Below are 23,317 nucleotides of genomic sequence, written 5' to 3' on the forward strand. Positions count from 1 at the left end.
ACCCGTGGCCTGGGTAAAGCCTCCGTCTCGCCCTTCGTAGCAGGGCGAGGCGGAGGACTTGACCGATCACGAACCGATCACGAACGAGTTCCCCTCAGGCCGTCTGCTGCTGCTTGCGCCAGCGGATACCCGCCTCCAGGAAGTCGTCGATCTCGCCGTCGAGCACGGCCGACGGGTTGCCCACCTCGTGCTCGGTGCGCAGGTCCTTGACCATCTGGTACGGGTGCAGCACGTAGGAGCGCATCTGGTTGCCCCAGCTCGACCCGGTGTCCTTGAGGGCGTCCATCTTGGCCTGCTCCTCCTGCCGCTGGCGCTCGAGCAGCTTGGCCTGCAGGACGGCCATCGCGGTGGCCTTGTTCTGCAGCTGGCTGCGCTCGTTCTGGCAGGACACGACGATGCCGGTCGGGATGTGCGTGATGCGCACCGCCGAGTCGGTGGTGTTGACGCCCTGGCCGCCGGGGCCGGACGAGCGGTAGACGTCGACCCGCAAATCCTTCTCGTCGATGTCGACGTGGTCGGACTGCTCGACCACGGGCACCACCTCGACGCCCGCGAACGACGTCTGCCGGCGGCCCTGGTTGTCGAACGGCGAGATGCGCACGAGACGGTGCGTGCCCTGCTCGACACTGAGCGTGCCGTAGGCGTAGGGCGCGGTGACGCGGAAGGTGGCGGACTTGATGCCCGCCTCCTCGGCGTAGGAGGTGTCGAACACGTCGACCGCGTAGCCGTGGCGCTCCGCCCACCGGGAGTACATGCGCAGCAGCATCTCGGCGAAGTCCGCCGCGTCCACGCCGCCCGCCTCGGCACGGATCGTGACCAGGGCGTTGCGCTCGTCGTACTCGCCGGACAGCAGGGTCCGGACCTCCAGGGAGGAGATCTCCTCGCGCAGCTTGGCGCGCTCGGTGTCGGCCTCGGCCAGGCTGCCCGCGTCGCCCTCGTCCTCGGCCAGCTCGTAGAGCACGCCGAGGTCGTCGAGGCGGTCCCGCAGGCCGGTGACCCGGCGCAGCTCGCCCTGCTTGTGGGACAGCTGGCTGGTGACGCGCTGCGCCTTCTCCTGGTCGTCCCACAGGTCCGGGCGGGCCGCCTGCTGCTCCAGCTCCGCGACCTGGGCGCGCAGCGAGTCGAGGTCCATCACCGCCTCGATGCTCGCGAGCGTGGCGGAGAGGTCCTTGATGTCTGCTTCGACGTCCGGGTTCACGGCAGAAGATTACGCCAGGACCGGTCGCGGAGTGCGACCGGTCGGCCCGCCGGGACTGACGGGGTTCAGCCCGTCGGGATGGCGTCGAGCAGCTTGAGGACGGCCTTGGCGTGGGCGAGGCCGAATTCGGCGACCGCCTTCGCGTAGGCGTCCTCGGCGGTCTTCACCGCGGTCTTGGCGGCCTCCTGGGCGGCGCCGTAGCTCGCGCGGGCCGCGTCGACCAGCGCCTGGCGCTGCTTGGCGGTCAGCGAGCCCGCGTGCACCAGCCGCAGGATGAGCGGGCTGCGCAGGTGGTCCGGGCCGGGCTCGGACAGCAGCCAGTTCTTGAAGGCCTTCTTGCCCGCTGCGGTCAGCACGTACTGCTGACTGGAGCGCGGGCCCTGCTTGCCGAGGCGCAGCAGACCGGCGTCGGCAAGTGCGGGCAGCTCGCGGTAGACCTGGCTCCGGGTGACGCTGAAGAACGCGCCGAAGCGCTCTCCGGCCTCAGCCACGAGCTGGCCACCGGTCTTGGGTCCGTCGTGCAGCAGCCCCAGCAGGGCGGCGGCAGTCGCGTTCAGGTCCGACACATCGTCAACGGTGCCACTTTCGAGTGCGGCTGTCCACAATGGTCAGCCGTTCTGTCCACAGTGGCTGATCACGGGCTAGTGGGGTTGGGCCATGCGGAGCAACGAGAAGCTCCGGTGCGTGACGGCGCCCTGATCAAGCGCCACGCTTTCGGCCGCTTGACCGACCGTGTCCAGCCGGCGTGGAAAGTGGTTGTGCGGCAAGGGAAACCGCACTATTGCGTTCACCCGAACGGCAACGCGAACGTGACTGGGCGCTGAAGTTGGTCTTGGTTCGACCCCGGGGGCTTAGCACGACCCGGTGATGTCGCGCCTCTGCCCTGGCGGATACGTCCAGTGCTGGGATCATCACTCCACGTAGGCATCGTCCCTGGGAGGTATCGGTGGGCATCAAGTGGATGGAAGCGAAGGTCGTCAAGAGCGCCCGCGCCTGGGCCAGCGGATCGATCCCGGAGCAGGCGGGCAAGGACGAGTGCATGGTCTGCGGCAAGCAGATCCGGCGGCACCGGACGGTGAGCGGCGAGGGCCGCGTCTGCTCGCTGGTCTGCGCGCAGTACTGGGCGGAGAACATGAGCTGACCGCACGCAAGGCGCAGGCCCCCTCCCCCGGCTTTCGCCGGAAGAGGGGGCCTGCGTTTTAGTAGCGGGGACAGGATTTGAACCTGCGACCTCTGGGTTATGAGCCCAGCGAGCTACCGAGCTGCTCCACCCCGCGTTGGGTAAAACCCACTCTACACCACCGCGCGAACCCGTTTTTCCGGGGGTCGCTTTTCGCCGTCCACGCTGGTGGCGAACCTCGCACCGATGCGAAAGGCCCCCTCCTTCGGCTTTCGCCGGAAGAGGGGGCCTGCGCTTTGGTAGCGGGGACAGGATTTGAACCTGCGACCTCTGGGTTATGAGCCCAGCGAGCTACCGAGCTGCTCCACCCCGCGTCGGTAATACGAACTCTACGCGGGGTTTACCCGGGATGCAAATCGGGTGGCCCCGGAAGTGTCCGAGGCCACCCGATCCGCTCAGCCGGTCGGCGTCGGCGAGGGCTGGACGGACGACGCCGGCGGCTGGCCGGCCGCCGCGCTGGCCGCCTCGAACCGCTTGGTCGCGTCGTCCAGGGCCTTGTACGCGTTGCCCAGGGCGGCGAAGTCGCCGCTGCTCTGCGCGGCCTTGATGGCCGCCAGGGCGCTCTGGATGTCGCGCACCGCCTGCTGGAGCTCCGACGACTGCCCGTTGCCGTTGGTGGGCGGCGTGGTGGTGGTCGTCGGCGGGGTCGTGCCCGGCGGCTGGGTGCCCGGCTGGTCGGGCAGCTGCGCCGCCGAGCCCGTCAGGACCTTCTCCAGCGCCTCCTTCAGCGTCGGCGCGTAGCCCACCTTGTCGCCGAAGCTCACCAGCACCTTGAACAACTGCGGGTACTGGGTGTTCTGGCTGGCCCGCTCGATGTAGATGGGCTCCACGTAGAGCAGGCCGCCGCCGACCGGCAGGGTCAGCAGGTTGCCGTAGACCACCTTCGTCTGGCGCTGGGTCAGCAGGTTCAGCTCACCGGACACCTCGCCCGAGGTGAGGAACTGGGTCTGGATCTGCTGGGGACCCTTGGCCTCGTTGTTGAGCGTCAGCACGCTCATCTTCCCGTAGTTCTCCGGGTCGGACCGGACGCTGACGTACGAGGCCATGAACTCGCGGTTCTGCCTGACCAGGGCGCTGGTGAGCTGGAAGCTCACCTTGTTCGGGTCACCGGTCGGGTCCCCGGCCAACACGTAGAACGGCGGCTGCTGGTCGCGCTGCTGCTGGCTGCCCTGCTGCTGCTGCTCGACCGTCGTCGCGTTGTCCACGGTCGGGTCGGACGGCACGCCCCAGAACGACACGCCCGAGTAGAAGTCGCGCGGCGCGTCGACGTGGTAGCGGGCCAGCGTGTCGCGCTGCACCTTGAACAGGTCCTCGGGGTAGCGCAGGTGCTCGCGCAGCGACTGGGACATCTCGCTGCCCGGCTTCACCGTGCCCGGGAAGACGCCCATCCACGCCTTGAGCACCGGGTCCTTGTCGTCCATCTGGTACAGGGTCACCGTGCCGTCGTAGGCGTCGACGGTGGCCTTGACCGAGTTGCGGATGTAGCTGACCTGCTTGTTCGGCTGCTGGATGCTGCCGGGCAGCGAGTCGTTCGTGGCCGCCGCCAGGGACGTGCGGCGCGCGTACGGGTAGTTCTCCAGCGTGGTGTAGCCGTCGACGATCCACGTGATGCGGCCGTCCACCACCGCCGGGTACGGGTCGGCGTCCACGGTCAGCCACGGCGCCACGGCCTCGACGCGGTCGCGCGGGTGGCGGTTGAAGATGATCCGCGAGTCGTCGCCGATGGCCGAGTTGAACAGGATGTTGCGCTCGCCGTAGGCGGCGGCGAAGACCAGCTTGTTGAAGATGCCGCCGATCCGGACGCCGCCCTTGCCGTCGTAGGTGTACGAGGCGCGGTCGGTGTCGTACTCGCCCGGCGAGCCCTCGCCGCGGCCGCCGACGATGGCGTAGTCGGCCGCGCTGCCCAGCTCACCGAAGTACGTGCGCGGCTGCTGCACGCCGAACGGGCCCGGCTTGACCTTGCCGTCCGGGTCCACCTCGGCCACCTCGAACACCGGGTAGCCGCCGTTGCCGCCCTGGTCGGCCGGCGAGTTGATCTTGCTGGCCTCGGCGAACACCATGCCGTTGCCGTGCGTGTAGATCAGGTGCTGGTTGATCCAGTCGCGCTGGCCCTCGGGGATGCCGGAGGTCTGGAGTTCGCGCACGGCCACGATGTAGTCCTGGAGCTGGCCGTCCACTTTGTACCGGTCGACGTCGAGCTTCTCCGGGAACGCGTAGAACGGGCGCAGCTGCTGGAACTGGGTGAAGGTCTTGGAGATCACGGCCGGGTCGAGCAGGCGGATGTTGCCCAGCGTCGCCTGGTCGTTCTTCAGCTCGTCCAGCGAGACGTTCTGCTTACCCTCGTAGGGCTTGGTCTCCACCTTGTCGTCGGTGAGCCCGAACGCCTCCTTGGTCGCCGTGATGTTCCGGCTGATCGATTCGGCTTCCTTCTCGATGGCGTTGGGCCGCACCGAGAACTGCTCCAGCACCGCGGGCCACGCCGCGCCGACCAGGATGCTCGACAGCACCAGCAGCACCGTCGCGATCGCCGGGAGCTGGAGGTTGCGCAGGACCGCGCCGGCGAAGAACGCCAGGGCGCAGAACACGGCGATGCACAGCAGGATCAGCTTGGCCGGCAGCACCGCGTTCAGGTCGGTGTAGGTGGCGCCGATGAACTTGTCGTTGCGGTCGCTGAACAGCAGCTGGTACCGGTCGAAGAAGTACGCCACCGCCTTGAGCAGCACGAACACGCCGGCCACGATGGACAGGTGGGTGCGCGCCGGGCCGGAGAGCTGGCCGCCGCGGCCCGCGAGCCGGATGCCGCCGAACAGGTAGTGCGCCACCACCGCGCCCACGAACGACACCGCCGTGGCGATGAACAGCCACGACAGCAGCCACGTGTAGAACGGCAGCTGGAAGGCGTAGAAGCTGATGTCGTGCTGGAACTCGGGGTCCTCCGCGCCGAACGGCACCGAGTTGAGGAACAGCTGGAAGTGCTGCCAGTCGCCCTGCGCCGAGGCGCCCGCGATCAGGCCCACCAGCACCGGCAGGCCGATGGCGAACAGCCGCATCCGCCGCGTCACGACCGCGCGGTAGCGGGCCACCGGGTCGTCGGGCCCGGACACCGGCACGAACACCGGGCGGGTCCGGTAGGCGAGGATCAGGTTGAGCGCGACGAGCCCGCCGACCAGCGCCCCGACCGCGAAGAACAACCCGAAGCGGGTCGCCAGCACGGTTCCGTAGACGCTGCGGAAGCCGACCTCGCCGAACCACAGCCAGTTGACGTAGGTGCCGAGCAACCTGGAGCCGGTGATCAGACCGACCAGGACCACCGCACCGACGATGAGCAGAATCCGGCTTCGACGGGACAGCCTGGGCAGTCCGACCGGGGGCCGAGTGGCCACTGGGCACGCTCCTGGATCGCGGTAATGGCTTTCGTACGTTCTGTCCAACTGTACGGAGGCCGCCCAGGGTTCCCCGTTCGGTCGGTCGATTCGGGTGGATGCGACCATGGCGGGCGTGCCAGCCAGTGAGAAGCCGACCGTCGCGCTGCCCGCCGTGGCCCGCGAGGTCGAGGAGTTCGTGTCCGCCGCCGGGTGGAACCAGGCGCCGCAGCTGTTCGCCCTGGTCCCGACCGCCGAGCTGCTCGCGCAGCAGCCGGAGCTGGCCGGTCAGCTCGACCCGCTGACCTCGCCGCTGACCCCGATCGCGCAGGACGCGCTGCCCTCCGACGAGCTGGACCGGGCGCTGGCGGGCATCGTGTGGCCGGACGTCGTGCGCGGCTGCGCGCTGGCCCAGGAGATCGTCGTGCTGCCGCCGGAGGCCGAGGCGGCGCTGTCGGAGGAGGACCTGGACGACGCGGCGGCCCGCCGGTTCGCGGCCGAGCACCCCCAGCGGCGGGAGGCGCGCCTGGTGGCGGCCGTGCTGCGGGACGGGTCGGCGGCGTGCGTGCTGCGGCTGCGCGGCAGCGTGGAGGTCCCCGAGGAGGTCGTGGAGCACCCGGAGCTGGCGCCCAACCTCACCCACGCCCTGCTGGAGACGCTGAAGCCGTGAGCTAGCAGGTGGGGAAGTCGCGGCCGGCGTTGATCGCCTCCAGCGAGGAGACGGCGTCGGCGAGCTTCTCCACCTTGACCAGCTTCATGCCCTCGGGCGCGTGCTGCTTGGCCTCGTCGCAGTTGCCGGCCGGCACCAGGAAGGTCTTCGCGCCGGCCTCGTGCGCGGCGACCATCTTGAAGCCGATGCCGCCGATCCGGCCGACGTTGCCCTTGTCGTCGATCTCGCCGGTGCCCGCGACGGACTGGCCGCCGTTCAGCTCGCCCGGGGTGAGCTTGTCGACGATGGACAGCGCGAACAGCAGGCCCGCGGACGGGCCGCCCACGTCGGACAGGCTGATCTTGATGTCGAAGTCCACGTCCGCGCGGTCCACCGGGAGCACGCCGAGGAACCCGTTCTGCCGGTCCTCCTGCTTGCCGAGCGTGACCCGGGCGGTCTGGCGGGCGGACTCGCGCTGGAACGTGATGTCGACCTGGTCGCCGGGCTTGGTGCTCTCCAGGGCGGTCCGCACGTCCTCGTACTGGGTGACCTCCTTGCCGTTGACCACGAGCAGGCGGTCGTTCGGCTGGATCACGTTGTCCGCGGCGCTGCCCTTGGTGACCTCGGCGGCGACGACCTTCATCGGGTACTGGAGGTAGCGCAGCGCGGCGACCTCGGCGCTGGTCTGCGAGTCCTGGAACGCCTTCACGTTCTGGTCGCGGACCTCCTGCTCGGACTCGCCGGGCCGGAAGAACTCCTCGCGCGGCGCGAGCGCGTACCGGCCGCTGACCCACAGGCCCAGCGCGCCGAACAGCGACACGTCGTCGGTGAGCGACACCGTGGTCATGGTGAGCGTGCCGTTGGTCGGGAAGGTCTGCTGGCGCTCGATGTGCACCACGTCCGCGCCGTTGACCTGGCTGAGCGTGTCGTAGGTCGGGCCGGGCCCGAGCGCCACGTACGGCACCCGCGCGAACCCGCCGAGCAGGCCCAGGCCGAGCACCACCGCCAGGCTGATCACCAGCGTCCACGTCCGCCTGGTCAGGCCGCGCCGGGGCGGGGCGGGCGGAGGGGTCGGCTGTTCCACGACGGTGTCGGTGCCTTCGCTCACGCCCGACAGGGTACGCACCACCCCCTCACGCCGCGGGCGAACCGGTCCCGCGCACCCCCTGCGATCCCGCGTACCGTGGTGGCATGAGTGACGTGCCCTTCGGGTTCAGCCCGCAGGACCCCGACGACCGCGGCCGGAAGCCCGAGGAGCCGGGCGGCGACCCGTTCGACTTCTCCCAGCTCGGCGCGATGCTGAGCCAGCTCGGCGCGATGTTCAGCAATGCGGGCACGTCGTCCGGTCCGGTCAACTACGACCTGGCGAAGCAGATCGCCTTGCAGCAGTTGGCGGGCAAGGGCGGCATGGGGTTCGCCCCGGACCAGAGCGGCGCGGTGGCCGACGCGGTCCACCTCGCGGAGATGTGGCTCGACCCGGTCACGGCGCTGCCCGCGGGCACCACCAGAGCCGAGGGCTGGAGCGCCCGCGACTGGGTGGAGCGCACCCTGCCGACGTGGCAGCGGCTGTGCGACCCGGTGGCGCGGCGGATGTCCGGCGCGTGGGTCGAGGCCATGCCCGCGGAGGCCAAGGAAGCCGCCGGTCCGCTGCTGTCGATGCTGGGGCAGATGGGCGGCATGGCGTTCGGGTCGCAGTTGGGCGGCGCGCTGGCGCAGCTGGGGTCGGAGGTGCTGACCTCCACCGAGGTGGGCCTGCCGCTGGGTCCGGAGGGGACCGCGGCGCTGCTGCCCGCGAACATCGAGAGGTTCACCGAGGGCCTGGAGCGGCCGGCCAGCGAGGTGCTGGTGTTCCTGGCCGCGCGCGAGGCCGCCCACCAGCGGCTGTTCAGCCACGTGCCGTGGCTGCGGCAGCGGCTGCTGGACACGGTGGAGGAGTTCGCGCAGGGCATCACGGTCGACACGTCGGCGCTGGAGCAGCTCGCGGGCCAGGTGGACCCGGCGAACCCGGCCTCGATCGAGGAGGCCATGAAGTCCGGCGTCCTCGAACCGCAGACCACCCCCGAGCAGAAGGCCGCGCTGACCCGCCTGGAGACGCTGCTGGCGCTGGTGGAGGGCTGGGTGGACGTGGTGGTGGCGGAAGCGGTCACCGAGCGGCTGCCGGGCGCGGAGGCGCTGCGGGAGACGCTGCGGCGGCGGCGCGCCTCGGGCGGTCCGGCGGAGCAGACGTTCGCCACCCTGGTCGGGCTGGAGCTGCGGCCCCGGCGGCACCGGTCGGCGGCGGCGCTGTGGAAGCTGCTGGGCGACCAGCAGGGGGTCGAGCAGCGGGACAGCGTGTGGGAGCACCCGGACCTGGTGCCCACCGCCGAGGACCTGGACGACCCGATGGAGTTCGTGGAGCGGTTCGGCCAGACCCGCAAGGCGCTGGAGGACCCGATCGCGGAGCTGGAGCGCACCCTGCGCGACAAGGACGCCCCCTCCTCCGACGCCCCCTCCTCCGACGCCCGGGAAGCCGACGGTCCGGAAGCCGACGGTCCGGAGTCCGGCAAGAGCGAGGACTGACCTCCCCCGATCGTGTGAAGAACGCCGACCCCGGGCGGGGTCGGCGTTCGCCGTCTCAGTCCTCCTCGATGATGCCCAGGCCCGCGGCGGCCGACAGCCCCTCCAGGTAGCCGATGGCCCGCTCGGACTTCGGGTAGCGGTGGACCAGGTCCCAGAAGTCCTTCCCGTGCCCCGGCACCCGCAGGTGCGCCAGCTCGTGGACCAGGACGTAGTCGAGCACCCACGCGGGCACGTCGCGCAGCCGCTCGCTGATCCGGATCGTGCCCTCGCTCGGTGTGCAGGACGCCCACCTGGTGCGCATCGGCGGCACCCACCGCACGCTGCTCGGCTCCACCCCGTCCAGGTAGCGGTCGGCCAGCTCCTCGCAGCGCGCGAACAGGGCCGCGTCGGACGTGCGCGTGGGCGAACGCCTGCGGGTCTCGCTGCGCTGGAGGCGGCTGAGCATCTCCGCCACCCAGTGCTTCTCCTCGCTCTTGCTCATGCGCGCCGGCAGCAGGACGACCACGGTGTCCCCCTCGCGGTACGCGCTCACCATCCGACGGCGCCGAGCGCTGCGCCGTACCTCCACCTGCGGTTCGGGCATGGGCATCACGGTAAGGCCCGGCACCGACAATCCGCGGCGGCCAAGCGGCGGTCTGTGGATGGTCGGCGGAACAGATTCGCCCGAACGACGGCTGGACACGCGGGAGGCGGCGTGCAGCGGTGGCGCGTCAGCACAGGTAGCGTGCTGCGCAGCCCCCGAGTGTGGCGCAGATCGCTCCGCACTCACGAAGCGAGGAGGAAGCCGTGGCCGAGACCTACAACGGCTACTGCGTCAAGTGCCGTGAGAAGCGTGACTTCACGGGCGAGGTGCACGAGAGCAACAACCGCAGGATGGCCAAGGGCAAGTGCCCCGTCTGCGGCACCACGGTGACCCGGATCCTGGGCAAGGCGAAGGTCTGACCGGCGTGGTGGCCGGGCCACGCGCCCGGCCACCCGTCAAGGCCGCCCACCCGGCCTGTGGACAGTCGCCAGGCCTGTGGACAACCGATTCGCCGCAGGTCACGGGGTCGCGGCAGGCTGCTCGCCGTGACCGCACCCCACCGCCCCCGGGTCCTGCCCGGTCTGCCCGTGCTGCGCCGCCGCGACGACGCGGTGCAGCTGGGCGTCGACGACCGCCACGCCGTCCTGGTCGAAGACCTGACGGCGCAGATGGCGACGGCCCTGCTCGGCCTCTCCGGCCGCCACACCGACTCCGAGCTGCGCGACCAGCTGCCCGCCGACCAGGTCGACGACTGGACGCGGCTGCTGGCCGCCCTGGTCGGGACGGGGCTGGTCGAGGACACCACCCCCGTGCCGCACCCGCGCCTGGCCGCCGAGGCCACCGCGTGGGCGCTGCGCACCGGCCGACCCGCCCCGGGACTCGCCGCCGCGCGGGCCGCCCGGTCCGTGGTCGTGCACGGCGACGGCCGCCTGACCAGCGCGATCGCCGGTTTGCTCGCCGCCGCGGGAATCGGCCACGTCCGGATGACCACTCAGGGCCGGGTGGGTCCGGAGGACACCGGAGCCGGGTACACCGAGGACGACGTGGGCCGGTTCCGCTCCGACGCCGCCCTGGACGTCCTGCAACGGGCCTGCGGCTCGGTCCGCACGGGTCCGCGCGCGAAAGCACCCGATCTGGTGGTCCTCGCGGACGCCCTGGTCCCCCGCCCGGAACTGCTGCGCGGCCTGCTGCTGGACGGCACGCCGCACCTGGCGGTCCGGGTCCGCGAGGGCCTGGGCGTGGTCGGACCGCTCGTCGTGCCGGGTCGGAGCAGCTGCCTGCGGTGCGCCGATTTGCACCGGACCGACGCCGACCGGGACTGGCCGGTGCTCGCCGCCCAGCTGGTCGACCGGCCGCAGCACGGCGACCTGGCCACGGTCACCGCCACGGCGGGTCTCGCGGCGGCCCAGGCGCTGCTCGCGCTGGACCACGAGACGACCAAGCGCACCCGTCCGCCGGTGTGGGACGCGACGCTGGAGGTGGACGCGTTCGCCGGGCTCGTGGAGCACCGGATCGCGCCCGTGCACCCTCGCTGTGAGTGCCGCTCACTTGTATGAGTCGATCCTCAGGCGGCGCTGTGTAGGTTCAGGTGTGGACCAAGTCGATCGTCGCCGTTCGTCGGGGCGGGGGGAGAATCTTCGGGTGAGCGAGATCCCGCGCAAGGCCGTGCAGCGCACCGCGAAGCTGGCCAGCCTGCCCATCGGGGTGGCCGGCCGGGTCGTGGGCGGCTGGGGCAAGCGGCTGGCCGGCCGCAGTTCCGAGGAGGTCAGCGCCGAGGTGTCGGCGAAGACCGCGGAACAGGTCTTCGCGGTGTTGGGCCAGCTCAAGGGCGGTGCCATGAAGTTCGGGCAGGCCTTGAGCGTGTTCGAGGCCGCGGTGCCCGACGAGCTGGCCGAGCCGTACCGGGAGGCGCTGACCAAGCTCCAGACCGCCGCGCCGCCGATGCCCGCGCGCACCACGCACCGGGTGCTGGCCGAGCAGCTCGGGTCGGGCTGGGTGAAGCGGTTCGCGTCGTTCGACGACGAGCCTGCGGCGTCCGCGTCGATCGGCCAGGTGCACCGCGCGGTGTGGCACGACGGCCGGGACGTGGCGGTGAAGGTGCAGTACCCGGGCGCGGACGAGGCGTTGCAGGCGGACCTGAAGCAGTTGCTCCGGTTCTCCCGGCTGTTGCAGGCGATCATGCCCGGCACCGAGGTGAAACCGCTGCTGGAGGAGCTGCGGGACCGGTACCTGGAGGAGTTGGACTACCGGACCGAGGCCGCGAGCCAGCGGGTGTTCGCGAAGGCGTTCGACGGCGACGACCGGGTCCTGGTGCCCAGGGTCGTCGCCAGCTCGCCCAAGGTGATGGTCACCGAGTGGACCGATGGCGTGCCGCTGTCGAAGATCATCCGGTCGGGTGAGCCGGAGGAGCGGGACCTGGCCGGCCAGCTGCTGTCGGAGTTTCACTTCTCCGCACCGAGCCGGTCGGGCCTGCTGCACGCCGACCCGCACCCCGGCAACTTCATGCTGGGTGAGGACGGCCGGCTGCGGGTCCTGGACTTCGGCGCGGTCGCCCGCCTGCCCGACGGCCTGCCCAAGACCCTGGGCCTGATGACGAGGCTCGCCCTCGACGGCCGTTCGACGGACCTGCTGGACCTGCTGAAGGCGGAGCGCTTCATCCGTCCGGGGACGGAGCTCCGGGAGGACGACGTCCTCAACTACCTGGGCCCCTTCGTCGAGCCGCTGCGCACGGAGACCTTCCACTTCACCCGGAAGTGGCTCCAGAAGCAGGCCGAACGCGTGGGCGACCTCCGCAGCCCGGACTCCCAAACCGGCCGCTCGCTGAACCTGCCGCCGCAATACCTGCTGATCCACCGCGTGACCCTGGGCGCGACCGGCATCCTCTGCCAGCTCGACGCCCACGTGCCGGCTCGCGAGATCGTCGAACGCTGGCAACCCGGCTTCGCCGACTGACCCACCCGCACCGCGCACTCCACCGCCGGCGGACTCCCCTCCCCCACCAGATCGGACGTCGTCCGCCGGCCAGTTGTCCACAGGCCCGAAGTTGTCCACAGTTCCCGATCTCGTCCTGGCGGCCGTCGTTTCGCGGGTCGATCCTCGACCCGTGGACGTGATCAAGACTTCGGACCTGAAAGCCGCGGGCGTGCCCCGCTACAAGATCGACCTGCGCTGCCGACCAGGCGGCCCGTGGCAGCGCATCCTGCCCGGCGTCCTGCTGCTCGGCGCGGCACCGCCCACCCGGGCAGACCGGGTCCGGGCGGCGCTCGCCTACGCCGGCCCGGAGGCGGTCCTGACCGGCGTGGACGCCCTGCACGCCCAGGGCTTCCCCGACCTGCCGCTGCCGCCGCGCGTGCACGTGCTCCAACCGGCGGGTCGCCGCAGATCCGGCGACCACCACGTGCTGCTGGAACGCACCACCCGCCTACCCAGCCCGGTGCTCAAGGACGGCTTGCCCCTGGCGCCACCAGCCCGAGCCGTCCTCGACGCAGCACGCGCCGAACCACACCCCGCCCGAACACGCACCCTGCTCACGGCCGTGCTCAGCTCGGGCGCGTGCACACCGCACACGTTGCTCGCCGAACTGGACGCGGGCAGCACCCGCGGCACCGCCACACCCCGCACACTCCTCCACACCCTCATCCCCCGCTGAAGGCACACCCTCATCTCGCGCCGAAGGCGCCCCTTCATCTCGGGCTGCCAGGAAGGCACACCCCCGTCTCGGACTGAAGGAGGTCTCTATCGCCAGTAGTCGGCGGGCAGCTTGCCCTCGATGTCGCGGACGTGGTTCCGCGCGCACACGTGGCACAACCACTGGTCGCGCCCGCGGTCCCGTTCGCGGACCCACGCCAGCAGTTCGGCCGGGTTCGTGACGGACTCGCGGGTCCGCCCGCAGCGCGCGCACGTCCCTTCCCCGGCCGCGGTGCTCACGGCTTGCGACCCAGGTGCACGGTGTTGGCGATGAGCATGAACACGTCATCGCGCAGCCCGACGTACGCGGGGTCCTGCGGGTCGAGGAGCCGTTCGACCGTGCGCCGGTCCGCGGGGTGCAGGCAGTCGCCGCCGACGTCGACCAACCACCGGAGCCGCTCGACGGCCCACTCCCGCACCGCCTGCTTCGCGGGTGCCGGGTGGTCGACGAGGTAGCTGAACGCGGTCACGTCGAGCAGGCCGGCCTCGGCCAGCACGATGTTCCAGCCGACGGTCAGCCGGACCCTGTCGGTCATCGACTCCCGCATGCGCACGAACCACTCGGCGCGCGCGGCGGACAGGCGTTCCTGCAAGCCGGGTTCGCCGACACCGATGTCCCACGGCAGGAACCGGCCCTCCAGGCCACCCTCGCCGAGGGCGAGCAGGCCGCCGGGCGCGAGCGCGTCGACCAGGTTCGCCACGCCCCGCCGCTCGTCGGGCAGGTGGTGGACGACGCGCGAGGCCCACACGAGGTGCGCCGGTCCGGTGAGGTCGGCCGGGCGTTCGGTCGCGACGTCGGCCAGCACCGGGCGGACCTTGACCGTGGGCTTGGTGTTGTCGTGCCCGTAGTTCGCGGCCGCGCGGGCGGCGGTCGTCGCGGCGTCGAGGAGTTCCGGCACGGCGTCGACGAGCACCACGGTGCCGCCGCCGCGCGCGTTCAGGGCCTCGACGAGGGCGACGCTCATGCCACCCGCGCCGCTCCCGACGTCGACCACGGTCGGGTCGTCGGGCAGCGACCGGACGAGTCTGCGCGCGACCACGCGCTCGGCCTCGGCGTCGAGTTCGTTCGCCCGCCGCAACGTGGTCAGGCGGGATGCCCAGTCGATTCCGTCGTGAGTGTGAGCGGCCACACCCCAGACCGTACCCACGACACGGCCCGCCCTCCCCTCGAAACGGGGGAGGGCGGGCCAAGTCGAACGGCATCAGGCATGCGCAGCGCATCCGGCACGCACGCGAATGGCCGGCCGGCAGCCAGACCCGATGTCCGGACTGGCGGCCGGTCCGGACATCGGGTCCGCCCCGGCGTCGGTCCCACGCGTCCGCGATCACCGGGTCCGGCGCCGGTTGTTCGGAGAACCGGCGCCGGACCTCGCGGCATCAGATCGCGCGGGCCTTCTGCAGAGCCCTGCGCTGGGCCCATCCGGCCAGTCGCCGCCACCGGCGGGCGACGACGAGGCGGTGGGCCACGCGTTGCCGTTGGGCGAACACCTCGGCGTCATGCATTCGGGATCTGGCCAGGTTTTCTTCGAGCAACATGGGGTTACCTCGCGGGTTGAGTTCGATGATCACTGCTTCGTCTGCGGTGGTGCGGTAGCCGTTCACGCGGCGGCCTCCTGGTCGGTAGCCCCCCGGACGGTGGTGGTTGCGGCGGGTGCCGCGGGCACTACGGGAGCGGCGTCCTTGCGCGGACGGCCACGGGGCCGCTTCCGCGCGATGACGGCGCCGCGCTCGAAGATCTCGCCGCCCCAGACCCCCCAGGGCTCGTGCCTGGCGAGCGCGCCCGCCAGGCACTCGGCGATCACCGGGCACGTGGCGCAGAACGCCTTCGCCTGCTCCAGCTCCGCGGGAGCGTCGGCGAACCACAGGTCCGGGTTGTTGGTGCGGCACGGAAGCTCGAGGCCGGCGTCCGGCGCGGTGTCGATCAAGTTGGCGACACCGGTCGTGGTCAGGTCCTCGGCGGACAGCGTCCCGGTTATCGGGACGGTCGCGGTCAACATCAGGTGGACTCCTGTCACAGGTCTTGCGATGGGGTTTGTCCTGCTGAAACGGGTCGAACAAACACGAAGGCCGCGGATCCGGTTACGGGTCCGCGGCCTTCGTGGGCTTCAGGTGGCCTGATGCTGGTGGGCTCAGGTCCTTCGCCTGTGCGCGGACGGCGCAACGTTCTGAGTCGGGACAACGGTCGGCGTGTACTGCGCCGGCACCTGGATCATGTGAACTCGCTCGCCGCCCCGCTCGAAGGCGCGGCGATCGCGGGCAGACTTCTCCCCCGCGACGCGAGCGTTGCCGGACACGGCGCACACACCGGTAACGAGGAGACCGGGCAGCCCGACAGTCATCGGAGTGTTCACAACCGGTCACCTCCTCGGGCGGCTAGTCTCGAAGCAACGCTCTTCATCCCCAGCGGGCGCACTCCGCGCCCGGCTTCAGCAGGTTATGACCCCGCCCCGGACCGGTGCAACCGGTTTTTCCAAATACCTGTCGATCGTGTGAAGTTTCAGCGTTTTCCCTGCACAAGGGCTAGGACGTCGGCGCCGTAGCGATCGAGCTTGGCCGCGCCGATGCCCGCGATCGCGACGAGCCCGGCGATGTCCTCGGGGCGCTGTTCGGCGATCGCCACGAGCGTCGAGTCGGTGAAGACGACGTACGCGGGCACCTTCAACTCCTTCGCCCGGCCCGCGCGCCACGCCCGCAAACGGCCCAGCAGCTCTTCGTCCAGATCCGAGGGGCACGTGCCGCACCGGCTCAACTTCACCGCCTGCGCGTCCACCAGCTGCGCGCCGCACACCCGGCACTGCGGCTTGGGCCGCTTCTGCAACGGCTCCCGCTTGGCGACCGTGCGCGACGCGGGGTGGTCCTCGGGGATGAGCCCGTACAGGAACCGGCTGCGCCGCCGGAACCGCCGCCCACCCGCCGCGCGGGCCAGCGCCCACGACAGCCACAGGTGCTCGCGCGCCCGGGTCACCCCCACGTACAGCAGCCGGCGCTCCTCCTCGACCGCGGCCTCGTCGCCGTCGGCGTGCAGGATCGGCAGCGTCCCCTCGACCAGGCCGACCAGGAACACCGCGTCCCACTCCAGGCCCTTCGCCGCGTGCAGCGACGCCAGCGTCACGCCCTCGACGGTCGGCGGGTGCTGCGCCTCGGCGCGCATCTCCAGCTCGGTGACGAACTTCGGCAGGTCCGCCCCGTCGACGGTGGCCACCAGTTCCTCGGCCAGCTCCACCAGCGCGAGCAGCGACTCCCACTTCTCGCGCGCCGCGCCACCGGCGGGCGGGTCGTCGGTCAGGCCGATCGGGGCCAGCACCTCGCGCACCACCTTGGGCAGCTCGCCCGACGGCTCCTGCGCCGACGCCTGCCGCAGCGCCACCATCGCCTGCCGCACCTCGGCCCGCTGGAAGAACCGCTCCCCGCCGCGCACCTGGTACGGGATGCCCAGCTCGGCCAGCGCCTGCTCGAAGACCTCCGACTGCGCGTTGACCCGGTACAGCACCGCGATCTCGCTGGCCGCGACCCCCTCGTCCAGCAGCGCCTTCACCCGCCGCGCGACGGCCGCGGCCTCGGCGGGCTCGTCGTCGAACTCGGTGAACTTCGGCGCGGGACCGTCCGGGCGCTGCCCGATCAGCCGCAGCCGAGCGCCCGCGGGACGTCCGCGCGCCCACTTGATGACCTCGTTGGCCAGGGCCACGACCTGCGGCGTCGACCGGTAGTCGCGCTCCAGCCGGACCACGGTCGCGTCGGGGAAGCGGCGGTTGAAGTTCAGCAGCGGCATCGGCGAGGCGCCGGCGAAGGAGTAGATGGTCTGGTTGGCGTCGCCGACCACGGTCAGGTCGTCGCGCGCGCCCAGCCACGCGTCCAGCACGCGCTGCTGGAGCGGGGTGACGTCCTGGTACTCGTCGACCACGAAGCAGCGGTAGCGGTCGCGGAACTCCTCGGCGACGTCGCCGTGCTCCTCCAGCGCGGCGGCCGTGTGGAGGAGCAGGTCGTCGAAGTCGAGCAGCTGGGCGTCGTTCTTGAGCTGTTCGTAGGTGCGGTAGACCTGCACGACCTGTTCGGCGGGCGCGGGGGTGTCGCGGTGCGCCTTGCCCGCCGCGACCGGGTAGTCGTCGGGCGTGACCAGCGAGGCCTTGGCCCACTCGATCTCACCGGCGAGGTCGCGCAACGAGTCCGACTCGGTCGAGAGCCCCGCCCGGTTGGCCGCCTGCGCGACCAGCCGCAGCTTGTTGCGGTCAATCAGTTCCCACTGCGGCCCGCCGACCACGCGCGGCCAGAAGTAGCGCAACTGCCGAAGTGCCGCCGCGTGGAACGTCCGGGCCTGCGCACCGTGCACGCCGAGCGCCCGCAGCCGGGTCCGCATCTCGCCCGCGGCACGCGCCGTGAACGTGACGGCGAGCACCTGGCCCGGGGCGACGTGACCGCGTTGCACCAGGTAGGCGATGCGGTGGGTGATCGTCCGGGTCTTGCCCGTACCCGCCCCCGCGAGCACGCACACCGGGCCACGCGGCGCCTCGACCGCGGCCCGCTGTTCCGGATCGAGTCCCGCCAGCAGCCGCTCCATGCCCCGCATCCTCGCATTGGACACCCACCGCGCGGTGATGGGGCGACACGGCGCGCCGTATCCTGGTGGGTATGGCTGGTAAGGACAAGGCGGCGGCGAAGGCAGCGGCCAAGGAGCGCCGCGCGGCGGCGAAGGCCCGACGGGGCCAGATCTTCGAGGCGTTCAAGATGCAGCGCCGCGAGGACAAGGCGCTCGTGCCGCTCATGCTGCTGTGCCTGCTGGGCGCGACGGCGGCGGCGTTCCTCATCGGCCTGATCTGGGACATGCAGTGGGTCCTGCTGCCCCTGGGCATCGCGGTCGGCGCGCTCCTGGCGGTGATCGTCTTCGGTCGTCGGGTGCAGCGCACCGTGTACGCCAAGGCCGACGGCCAGCCCGGCGCCGCAGGCTGGGCCCTGGACAACCTCCGCGGCCGCTGGCGCGTGACGCAGGGCGTGGCCGGCACCACCAGCGCCGACATGGTCCACCGGGTCATCGGCCGCCCCGGCGTGGTCCTGGTAGCCGAAGGCGCCCCGCACCGCGTAAAGGGCCTCCTCGCGCAGGAAAAGAAGCGAGTGGCTCGCGTCATCGGCGAAACCCCGATCTACGACGTCATCGTGGGCAGCGAAGAGGGCCAGGTCCCCCTCCGCAAGCTCCAAAGCCACCTGATGAAGCTCCCCCGCAACATCACCGCCGCCCAGGTGGACACGTTGGAGAACCGCCTCCAGGCCCTAGCCAGCCGAGGCGCCGCCCTCCCCAAGGGCCCCCTCCCCCAGGGCGCCAAGATGCGCAACATCCAACGCGCCATGCGCCGCCGCTAACCCCACCCAGCCTCTCCCACCTCCCCGGAAGCCCAGCCCCGCTTCCGGTTGTCACCTACGCCAAGATTCACCCGATGCTGCGAACTCTCCGCAATACGGGCACGATTCCGCCCTGAAGATCGTTGCCGTAATGAACATGGAGCGCGGCACGGCGAAAGCCACGCACACCACGCCCACCCGCACCGCAAAACAACCGGGTACACCAGCCGGCCACACCCACCGCGATGAGCACGTCCGCCAGCCCCACCGCGGCACGCACGACGCCGCGGCACGCACGACGCCGCGGCACGCACGACGCGAGTCGGGTGCGTAACGCGAGGTCGGTCGGGTGCGTAACGCGAGGTCGAGGGCGCGGCAGGTCGAGAGGGCGCAGCGCGAGGTCGAGGGAGTCGAGCGAAGCGTGCGCGGGGCGGCTGCCTGGACCCACGAGCCGAACCCGAAAGCCGAACCGGCGAGGCGGATGACTACCGTGCCCAAGTCCGCAGCGCATGCGGATGACTACCGTGCCCGAGGCCTCAGCGCATGCGGATGACCACTGTGCCCGAGGCTTTGTCGTGGAGGCAGCGGCCGTCGGCGTCCCAGACCACGGCCGGGATGATGGGGAAGATCAGCAGCGTGCGGAGGGCGGCTCGGGGCAGGCCCACCGTCGGGGAGCCGTCCAGGCGGGCCACGCGGAGGCCGAAGACGGCGTGGCCGGGGGTGAAGCCGAAGAAGCCGACGGCGATGACCGTGATGGCGAACCAGGCGAGCAGGCTCCAGTTGCGGGGCAGCTCCGGATAGGTGAAGACGCTGGCCACGCCCATCGCGAGGGCGAAGTCGAGGAGGATCGCGAAGGCACGGCGGCCGGTGCCGGCGATCGAGCCTGGGCCCGACTGGGGCAGGCCCAGGCGTTCGCCGCGCCACCGCTGGGCGGTGCCGTCGTCGGAGTCGGCCCCCGGCTCGAGTGCCGAGCGGGGTCCTGACAGCCACGAACCGGTCCACTTGCTCACCCCACCAGAGTAAGGCCGTGCTCAGCGGGTGAGGATGGGCAGGTCGGGTTGCCCGTCCCGGGCGGCCCGTTAACACTGGCGAAACATCAGGGTGATTGCTGGGCAACACCGCGGTCTTAGCGTCGGCCCCGATGGCAGGCCGCCAGACACCGCGGCGAACAACCACGCCCCCCACCGCAGTAGAGGAGTCGACGAGGGTGTTCAAGAATCCCGACGAGGTCCTGAAGTTCATCTCCGACGAGGGCGTGAAGTTCGTCGACGTCCGCTTCAGCGACCTGCCCGGCGTGATGCAGCACTTCACGCTCCCCGCGTCCGCCTTCGACGCCGACGCCATCGCCGAGGGCCTGGCGTTCGACGGCTCCTCCGTGCGCGGCTTCCAGTCGATCCACGAGTCGGACATGCTGCTGCTGCCCGACCTGTACACCGCGCGCATCGACCCGTTCCGGATCGAGAAGACGCTGATCGTCAACTTCTTCGTGCACGACCCGTTCACCCGCGAGCCCTACAGCCGCGACCCGCGCAACATCGCGCGCAAGGCCGAGCAGTACATCACCGAGTCGGGCATCGCCGACACCGCGTACTTCGGCGCCGAGGCGGAGTTCTACATCTTCGACTCGATCCGCTTCGACACCACCGCCAACGCGTCCTTCCACGAGATCGACTCGATCTCCGGCTGGTGGAACACCGGCCGTGAGGAAGAGGGCGGCAACCGCGGCTACAAGGTCAAGTACAAGGGCGGCTACTTCCCGGTCACCCCGACCGACCACTACGCCGACCTGCGCGACAAGATGGTCCTGAACCTGGAGAGCAACGGCTTCTCCGTCGAGCGCGCGCACCACGAGGTGGGCACCGCCGGCCAGGCCGAGATCAACTACCGGTTCAACACGCTGCTGCACGCGGCCGACGACCTGATGCTGTTCAAGTACATCATCAAGAACACGGCGTGGCAGGCGGGCAAGACCGTCACCTTTATGCCGAAGCCGCTGTTCGGCGACAACGGCTCGGGCATGCACACCCACCAGTCGCTGTGGAAGGACGGCGCGCCGCTGTTCCACGACGAGTCCGGCTACGCGGGCCTGTCCGACACCGCGCGCCACTACATCGGCGGCATCCTGCACCACGCGCCGTCGCTGCTGGCGTTCACCAACCCGACGGTGAACTCCTACCACCGCCTGGTGCCGGGCTACGAGGCCCCGGTGTCGCTGGTCTACTCCCAGCGCAACCGCTCGGCGTGCGTCCGCATCCCGATCACCGGCAACAACCCGAAGGCCAAGCGCATCGAGTTCCGCTGCCCCGACTCGTCGGGCAACCCGTACCTGGCCTTCTCGGCCATGGTGATGGCGGGCCTGGACGGCGTGAAGAACAAGATCGAGCCGCCGGCCCCGATCGACAAGGACCTCTACGAGCTGCCCCCGGAGGAGGCCCGCGACGTCAAGCAGGTCCCGGCCTCGCTGGACGCCGTGCTGGACAACCTGGAGAGCGACCACGAGTTCCTGCTCGAGGGCGGCGTCTTCACGCCGGACGTGATCGACACCTGGATCGCGTTCAAGCGCGAGCAGGAGATCGACCCGCTGCGCCTGCGCCCGAACCCGTACGAGTTCGCGCTGTACTACGACGTGTGATCCGGTTCTGACCGGTCGGAAGGCCCGGTGCCCCTCGTGGGACACCGGGCCTTTCCGCATCCGCGACAGGGGAAACACAAGAAAAGCCTCCCGCGACTCGCTCCTGTTCGAGGAGTCGCGGGAGGCTTTCGACGTTGTCGGAAGAGCTGGGCTACCGGGGCACCGGGACGCCGGTCACCGACACCTCGCCGCCCGTGGGGGCGAGTTGGCCGATGATGCCGGAGAACGTGAGCGTCAAAGCCCCCGCCTGGGCCGGCGCCCGCTGGTCCAGCTCGACGTACCCGGTGATGCTCGAGTTCCTCGCGATCGAAGCGGGCCACTTGCTGGTGGACAACGACGCGCTGTAGTTGCGCTTGGTGTCGTCAACGGCCGAAACGGACGCCAGGGGCAGGTCCATCTTCGCCGTGCTGGCGTTTATGGCCGTCACGTGCAGCCGCAGGCGCCCGCCTGCGTTCTCCACGCGCGTCACCTCCACCGTCAGCAGTCCCCGGGCGATCTTCCACGAGCCGGTGGCGACCTTCGTCTCCACCGTCGTGGTCGGGGTTTCCTCCGTGGTGGTGGTCGTGCCGCCCAGGGCGCCGTCGAGGTCCGTTGCGGAGGACGTCGACGACGTGGTGGTGGGCGCGCTGGAGCGGAGGGTCACGCTGACCGCGCCGATGCCCACCGTGCCCGCGGTCGCCGCCTGGATCACGCCCAGCAGGACGAGCACGCCCAGCACGACCAGGCCGACCTTGAGCGCGGCGTTGTTCTTCTTGCGGTGGTGATGGTGGATCTCGTCGTCCATGACGTCCTTCGTCCGGGCGCACGCGTGCGAACGTTCATCTCCCCCAGAGCCAAGACAGTCTCCGCAGAACCGGCCCCTCGCGTCAATGCGCGGGACCGGATAGCAACCCCTGTCCCACGCTCCGTGGCCGCTCGGGGACAGCGCGTAGACCAGGGGTAGGTCGTCGCACGTTCGTGGTGGGCGGTTAGGGTCGCGCCGTGTCTGATGACGTCGCAACCGCACAGGTGCTGTCCACCAACATCTTCGACTCCGCCGCCGAGGCGATCGAGGCGATCGGCGCCGCCGACGTGCTCGGCCTGGGCGTCAAGGTCTCCAACCGGCTGGTGCCGGACGAGGACGGAGACGACTCGTTCGTGGAGGAGTGGGTGGTCGAACTGCTCACCTCCGTTCCCACGGTCGACGAGGACTGAGAACGGGACCCGGGGCCTCCCGCCGGACCGGGAAGGAGGCCCCGACCAACCCACACACCGGCCGACCAACCCTCAGACGGTCAGCACGATCTTGCCGCGCACGCGCCTGCCTTCGAGCAGCTTGTGCGCCTCCGCCGCCTGGGCCAACGGGAACGTCTGCTGCACGGTGACGCGGAGGTCGCCGCTCTCGGCGTGCCTCGCCAGCCACTCCAGGTCCGCCTGCACGGGCTTGGCGTAGGCGTACGTGCCGCCGATCTCCAGCACGTTGGTGTCCACGATGGACACGATCCGCGCCGCGTCCCGCACCAACGCGGGCGAGTCGTTCAACGCGGCGCCGCCCACGCAGTCCAGTGCGACGTCCACCTTCCCGTCGCCGCCGACGAGTTCGGCCACGTTGTCGACCAGCGCGTCCCCGTAGGACACCGGTTCGACGCCCAGTGAGCGCAGGTAGTCGTGGTTGCGCGGGGACGCGGTGCCGATGACGCGGGACGCGCCCAGCAGGCGCGCGACCTGCACGGCCAAGTGCCCCACCCCGCCCGCGGCGGCGTGCACGAGCACGGTGTCCCCCGGCGACACGCCGACCTTGCGCAGCGCCTGCACGGCGGTGAGACCGGTCAGCGCCAGCCCGCCGGCCTCCTCGAACGACAGCGCGGCGGGCTTGTGCCACAGGCCGCGTTCGGTGGCGGCGATCAGCTCCGCGTACGTCCCGTGCTGCACGTGGTCCTTGCGCTGGTACCCGAACACCTCGTCACCCGGCTTGAACCCCTCCACGGCGGGTCCGACGGCGCGCACGACGCCCGCCAGGTCCCAGCCCGGGACGAGCGGGAAGTGGTGCGGCAGGACGTCTTTGGCGTAGCCGAGGCGGATGAGCCGGTCGACCGGGTTCACGCCCGCCGCGCGGACCTCCACGAGGACTTCGTCGAAGTTGATCGTCGGGTCGGGCAGTTCCCGGAGCGAGAGGACGTCGACGTCTCCGAACGAGTTCTGTGCAATCGCCTTCAC

23 protein-coding genes and 2 tRNA genes are annotated in these 23,317 nt (G+C 70.9%); 10 read left to right on the forward strand and 15 right to left on the reverse strand.

Going from position 1 to position 23,317, the window contains the following annotated elements; genetic code table 11:
• Positions 1-94: 94 nt before the first annotated feature.
• Both prfB and RIN75_RS35760 read right to left on the reverse strand, forming a co-directional pair.
• Positions 95-1,198, reverse strand: a complete 1,104-nt coding sequence (prfB, locus tag RIN75_RS35755) for a peptide chain release factor 2 (protein ID WP_309116517.1) — start codon at positions 1,196-1,198, stop codon at positions 95-97.
• A gap of 65 nt (positions 1,199-1,263) precedes the next feature.
• Positions 1,264-1,764, reverse strand: a complete 501-nt coding sequence (locus RIN75_RS35760) for a helix-turn-helix transcriptional regulator (protein ID WP_309116518.1) — start codon at positions 1,762-1,764, stop codon at positions 1,264-1,266.
• Between the two features lie 380 nt (positions 1,765-2,144).
• On the opposite strand from RIN75_RS35760, the gene RIN75_RS35765 reads away from it, so the two are divergent.
• On the forward strand, positions 2,145-2,339 hold the full coding sequence (locus RIN75_RS35765; protein WP_309116519.1) for a hypothetical protein: 195 nt from the start codon (positions 2,145-2,147) through the stop codon (positions 2,337-2,339).
• 62 nt (positions 2,340-2,401) lie between these two features.
• Here RIN75_RS35765 and RIN75_RS35770 read toward each other — a convergent pair.
• From RIN75_RS35770 to RIN75_RS35780, 3 genes are all read right to left on the reverse strand, one after another.
• A tRNA-Met gene (locus RIN75_RS35770) sits at positions 2,402-2,475 on the reverse strand.
• A 140-nt stretch (positions 2,476-2,615) separates the two neighbouring features.
• Positions 2,616-2,692, reverse strand: a tRNA-Met gene (locus tag RIN75_RS35775).
• 81 nt (positions 2,693-2,773) lie between these two features.
• On the reverse strand, positions 2,774-5,761 hold the full coding sequence (locus tag RIN75_RS35780) for a UPF0182 family protein (RefSeq protein ID WP_309116520.1): 2,988 nt from the start codon (positions 5,759-5,761) through the stop codon (positions 2,774-2,776).
• 106 nt (positions 5,762-5,867) lie between these two features.
• Here RIN75_RS35780 and RIN75_RS35785 point away from each other — a divergent pair, with 106 nt between their 5' ends.
• The gene (locus RIN75_RS35785; protein ID WP_309116521.1) at positions 5,868-6,410 is read left to right on the forward strand and encodes a PPA1309 family protein; all 543 of its coding nucleotides are present in this window, start codon (positions 5,868-5,870) and stop codon (positions 6,408-6,410) included.
• A gap of 1 nt (position 6,411) precedes the next feature.
• Here RIN75_RS35785 and RIN75_RS35790 read toward each other — a convergent pair whose 3' ends face one another.
• Complete coding sequence (locus RIN75_RS35790) at positions 6,412-7,497, reverse strand: PDZ domain-containing protein (RefSeq protein ID WP_309116522.1); 1,086 nt, start codon at positions 7,495-7,497, stop codon at positions 6,412-6,414.
• An 83-nt stretch (positions 7,498-7,580) separates the two neighbouring features.
• Here RIN75_RS35790 and RIN75_RS35795 point away from each other — a divergent pair, with 83 nt between their 5' ends.
• A complete protein-coding gene (locus RIN75_RS35795; RefSeq protein WP_309116523.1) occupies positions 7,581-8,948 on the forward strand; it encodes a zinc-dependent metalloprotease in 1,368 nt (455 codons plus the stop codon).
• 55 nt (positions 8,949-9,003) lie between these two features.
• Here the strand turns inward: RIN75_RS35795 and RIN75_RS35800 are convergent, their stop codons facing one another.
• Positions 9,004-9,531, reverse strand: coding sequence for a M48 family metallopeptidase (locus RIN75_RS35800; RefSeq protein ID WP_309116524.1), 528 nt, complete (start codon positions 9,529-9,531; stop codon positions 9,004-9,006).
• Positions 9,532-9,734: 203 nt separating this feature from the next.
• Here RIN75_RS35800 and RIN75_RS35805 point away from each other — a divergent pair, with 203 nt between their 5' ends.
• The 4 genes from RIN75_RS35805 (at position 9,735) to RIN75_RS35820 (ending at position 13,120) form a co-directional block, all read left to right on the forward strand.
• A complete protein-coding gene (locus RIN75_RS35805; RefSeq protein ID WP_015098458.1) occupies positions 9,735-9,890 on the forward strand; it encodes a DUF5679 domain-containing protein in 156 nt (51 codons plus the stop codon).
• 126 nt (positions 9,891-10,016) lie between these two features.
• Positions 10,017-11,027: a TOMM precursor leader peptide-binding protein gene (locus RIN75_RS35810; RefSeq protein WP_309116525.1), complete on the forward strand. Its 1,011-nt coding sequence runs from the start codon at positions 10,017-10,019 to the stop codon at positions 11,025-11,027.
• Positions 11,028-11,112: 85 nt separating this feature from the next.
• Positions 11,113-12,423, forward strand: a complete 1,311-nt coding sequence (locus RIN75_RS35815) for an AarF/UbiB family protein (protein ID WP_309116526.1) — start codon at positions 11,113-11,115, stop codon at positions 12,421-12,423.
• Positions 12,424-12,574: 151 nt separating this feature from the next.
• The gene (locus RIN75_RS35820) at positions 12,575-13,120 is read left to right on the forward strand and encodes a hypothetical protein (protein ID WP_309116527.1); all 546 of its coding nucleotides are present in this window, start codon (positions 12,575-12,577) and stop codon (positions 13,118-13,120) included.
• Between the two features lie 86 nt (positions 13,121-13,206).
• On the opposite strand, the gene RIN75_RS35825 is transcribed toward RIN75_RS35820, so the two are convergent.
• From RIN75_RS35825 to RIN75_RS35845, 5 genes are all read right to left on the reverse strand, one after another.
• Positions 13,207-13,398: a hypothetical protein gene (locus tag RIN75_RS35825; RefSeq protein WP_309116528.1), complete on the reverse strand. Its 192-nt coding sequence runs from the start codon at positions 13,396-13,398 to the stop codon at positions 13,207-13,209.
• Complete coding sequence (locus RIN75_RS35830) at positions 13,395-14,288, reverse strand: class I SAM-dependent methyltransferase (RefSeq protein ID WP_309116529.1); 894 nt, start codon at positions 14,286-14,288, stop codon at positions 13,395-13,397. Before RIN75_RS35830 ends, RIN75_RS35825 begins: the two co-directional genes overlap by 4 nt.
• Positions 14,289-14,535: 247 nt before the next feature.
• Entirely contained in the window at positions 14,536-14,760 is a 225-nt protein-coding gene (locus RIN75_RS35835; protein WP_309116530.1) for a hypothetical protein, read from the reverse strand.
• Positions 14,757-15,155, reverse strand: coding sequence for a WhiB family transcriptional regulator (locus RIN75_RS35840; protein WP_309116531.1), 399 nt, complete (start codon positions 15,153-15,155; stop codon positions 14,757-14,759). The genes RIN75_RS35835 and RIN75_RS35840 overlap by 4 nt, the downstream gene beginning before the upstream one ends.
• Positions 15,156-15,655: 500 nt before the next feature.
• A complete protein-coding gene (locus tag RIN75_RS35845) occupies positions 15,656-17,722 on the reverse strand; it encodes an ATP-dependent DNA helicase UvrD2 (RefSeq protein WP_375296066.1) in 2,067 nt (688 codons plus the stop codon).
• A 62-nt stretch (positions 17,723-17,784) separates the two neighbouring features.
• Between RIN75_RS35845 and RIN75_RS35850 the strand changes: the two genes are divergently transcribed.
• The gene (locus RIN75_RS35850) at positions 17,785-18,510 is read left to right on the forward strand and encodes a DUF4191 domain-containing protein (protein ID WP_309116533.1); all 726 of its coding nucleotides are present in this window, start codon (positions 17,785-17,787) and stop codon (positions 18,508-18,510) included.
• A gap of 515 nt (positions 18,511-19,025) precedes the next feature.
• Here RIN75_RS35850 and RIN75_RS35855 read toward each other — a convergent pair.
• Complete coding sequence (locus RIN75_RS35855) at positions 19,026-19,499, reverse strand: RDD family protein (protein ID WP_309116534.1); 474 nt, start codon at positions 19,497-19,499, stop codon at positions 19,026-19,028.
• Between the two features lie 197 nt (positions 19,500-19,696).
• Between RIN75_RS35855 and glnA the strand changes: the two genes are divergently transcribed.
• Positions 19,697-21,121, forward strand: coding sequence for a type I glutamate--ammonia ligase (gene glnA, locus RIN75_RS35860; RefSeq protein ID WP_309116535.1), 1,425 nt, complete (start codon positions 19,697-19,699; stop codon positions 21,119-21,121).
• Between the two features lie 151 nt (positions 21,122-21,272).
• Here glnA and RIN75_RS35865 read toward each other — a convergent pair whose 3' ends face one another.
• Positions 21,273-21,905 carry a hypothetical protein gene (locus RIN75_RS35865; protein ID WP_309116536.1) on the reverse strand — a complete coding sequence of 211 codons (633 nt, stop codon included), beginning with the start codon at positions 21,903-21,905 and terminating at the stop codon, positions 21,273-21,275.
• Positions 21,906-22,102: 197 nt separating this feature from the next.
• On the opposite strand from RIN75_RS35865, the gene RIN75_RS35870 reads away from it, so the two are divergent.
• Positions 22,103-22,315 carry a hypothetical protein gene (locus RIN75_RS35870; RefSeq protein WP_121222700.1) on the forward strand — a complete coding sequence of 71 codons (213 nt, stop codon included), beginning with the start codon at positions 22,103-22,105 and terminating at the stop codon, positions 22,313-22,315.
• Positions 22,316-22,387: 72 nt separating this feature from the next.
• On the opposite strand, the gene RIN75_RS35875 is transcribed toward RIN75_RS35870, so the two are convergent.
• Positions 22,388-23,317 carry an NADP-dependent oxidoreductase gene (locus RIN75_RS35875; protein WP_309116537.1) on the reverse strand — a complete coding sequence of 310 codons (930 nt, stop codon included), beginning with the start codon at positions 23,315-23,317 and terminating at the stop codon, positions 22,388-22,390.

The sequence above is a fragment of the Saccharothrix sp. genome (genome assembly GCF_031180885.1).
Classification (GTDB): domain Bacteria; phylum Actinomycetota; class Actinomycetes; order Mycobacteriales; family Pseudonocardiaceae; genus Actinosynnema.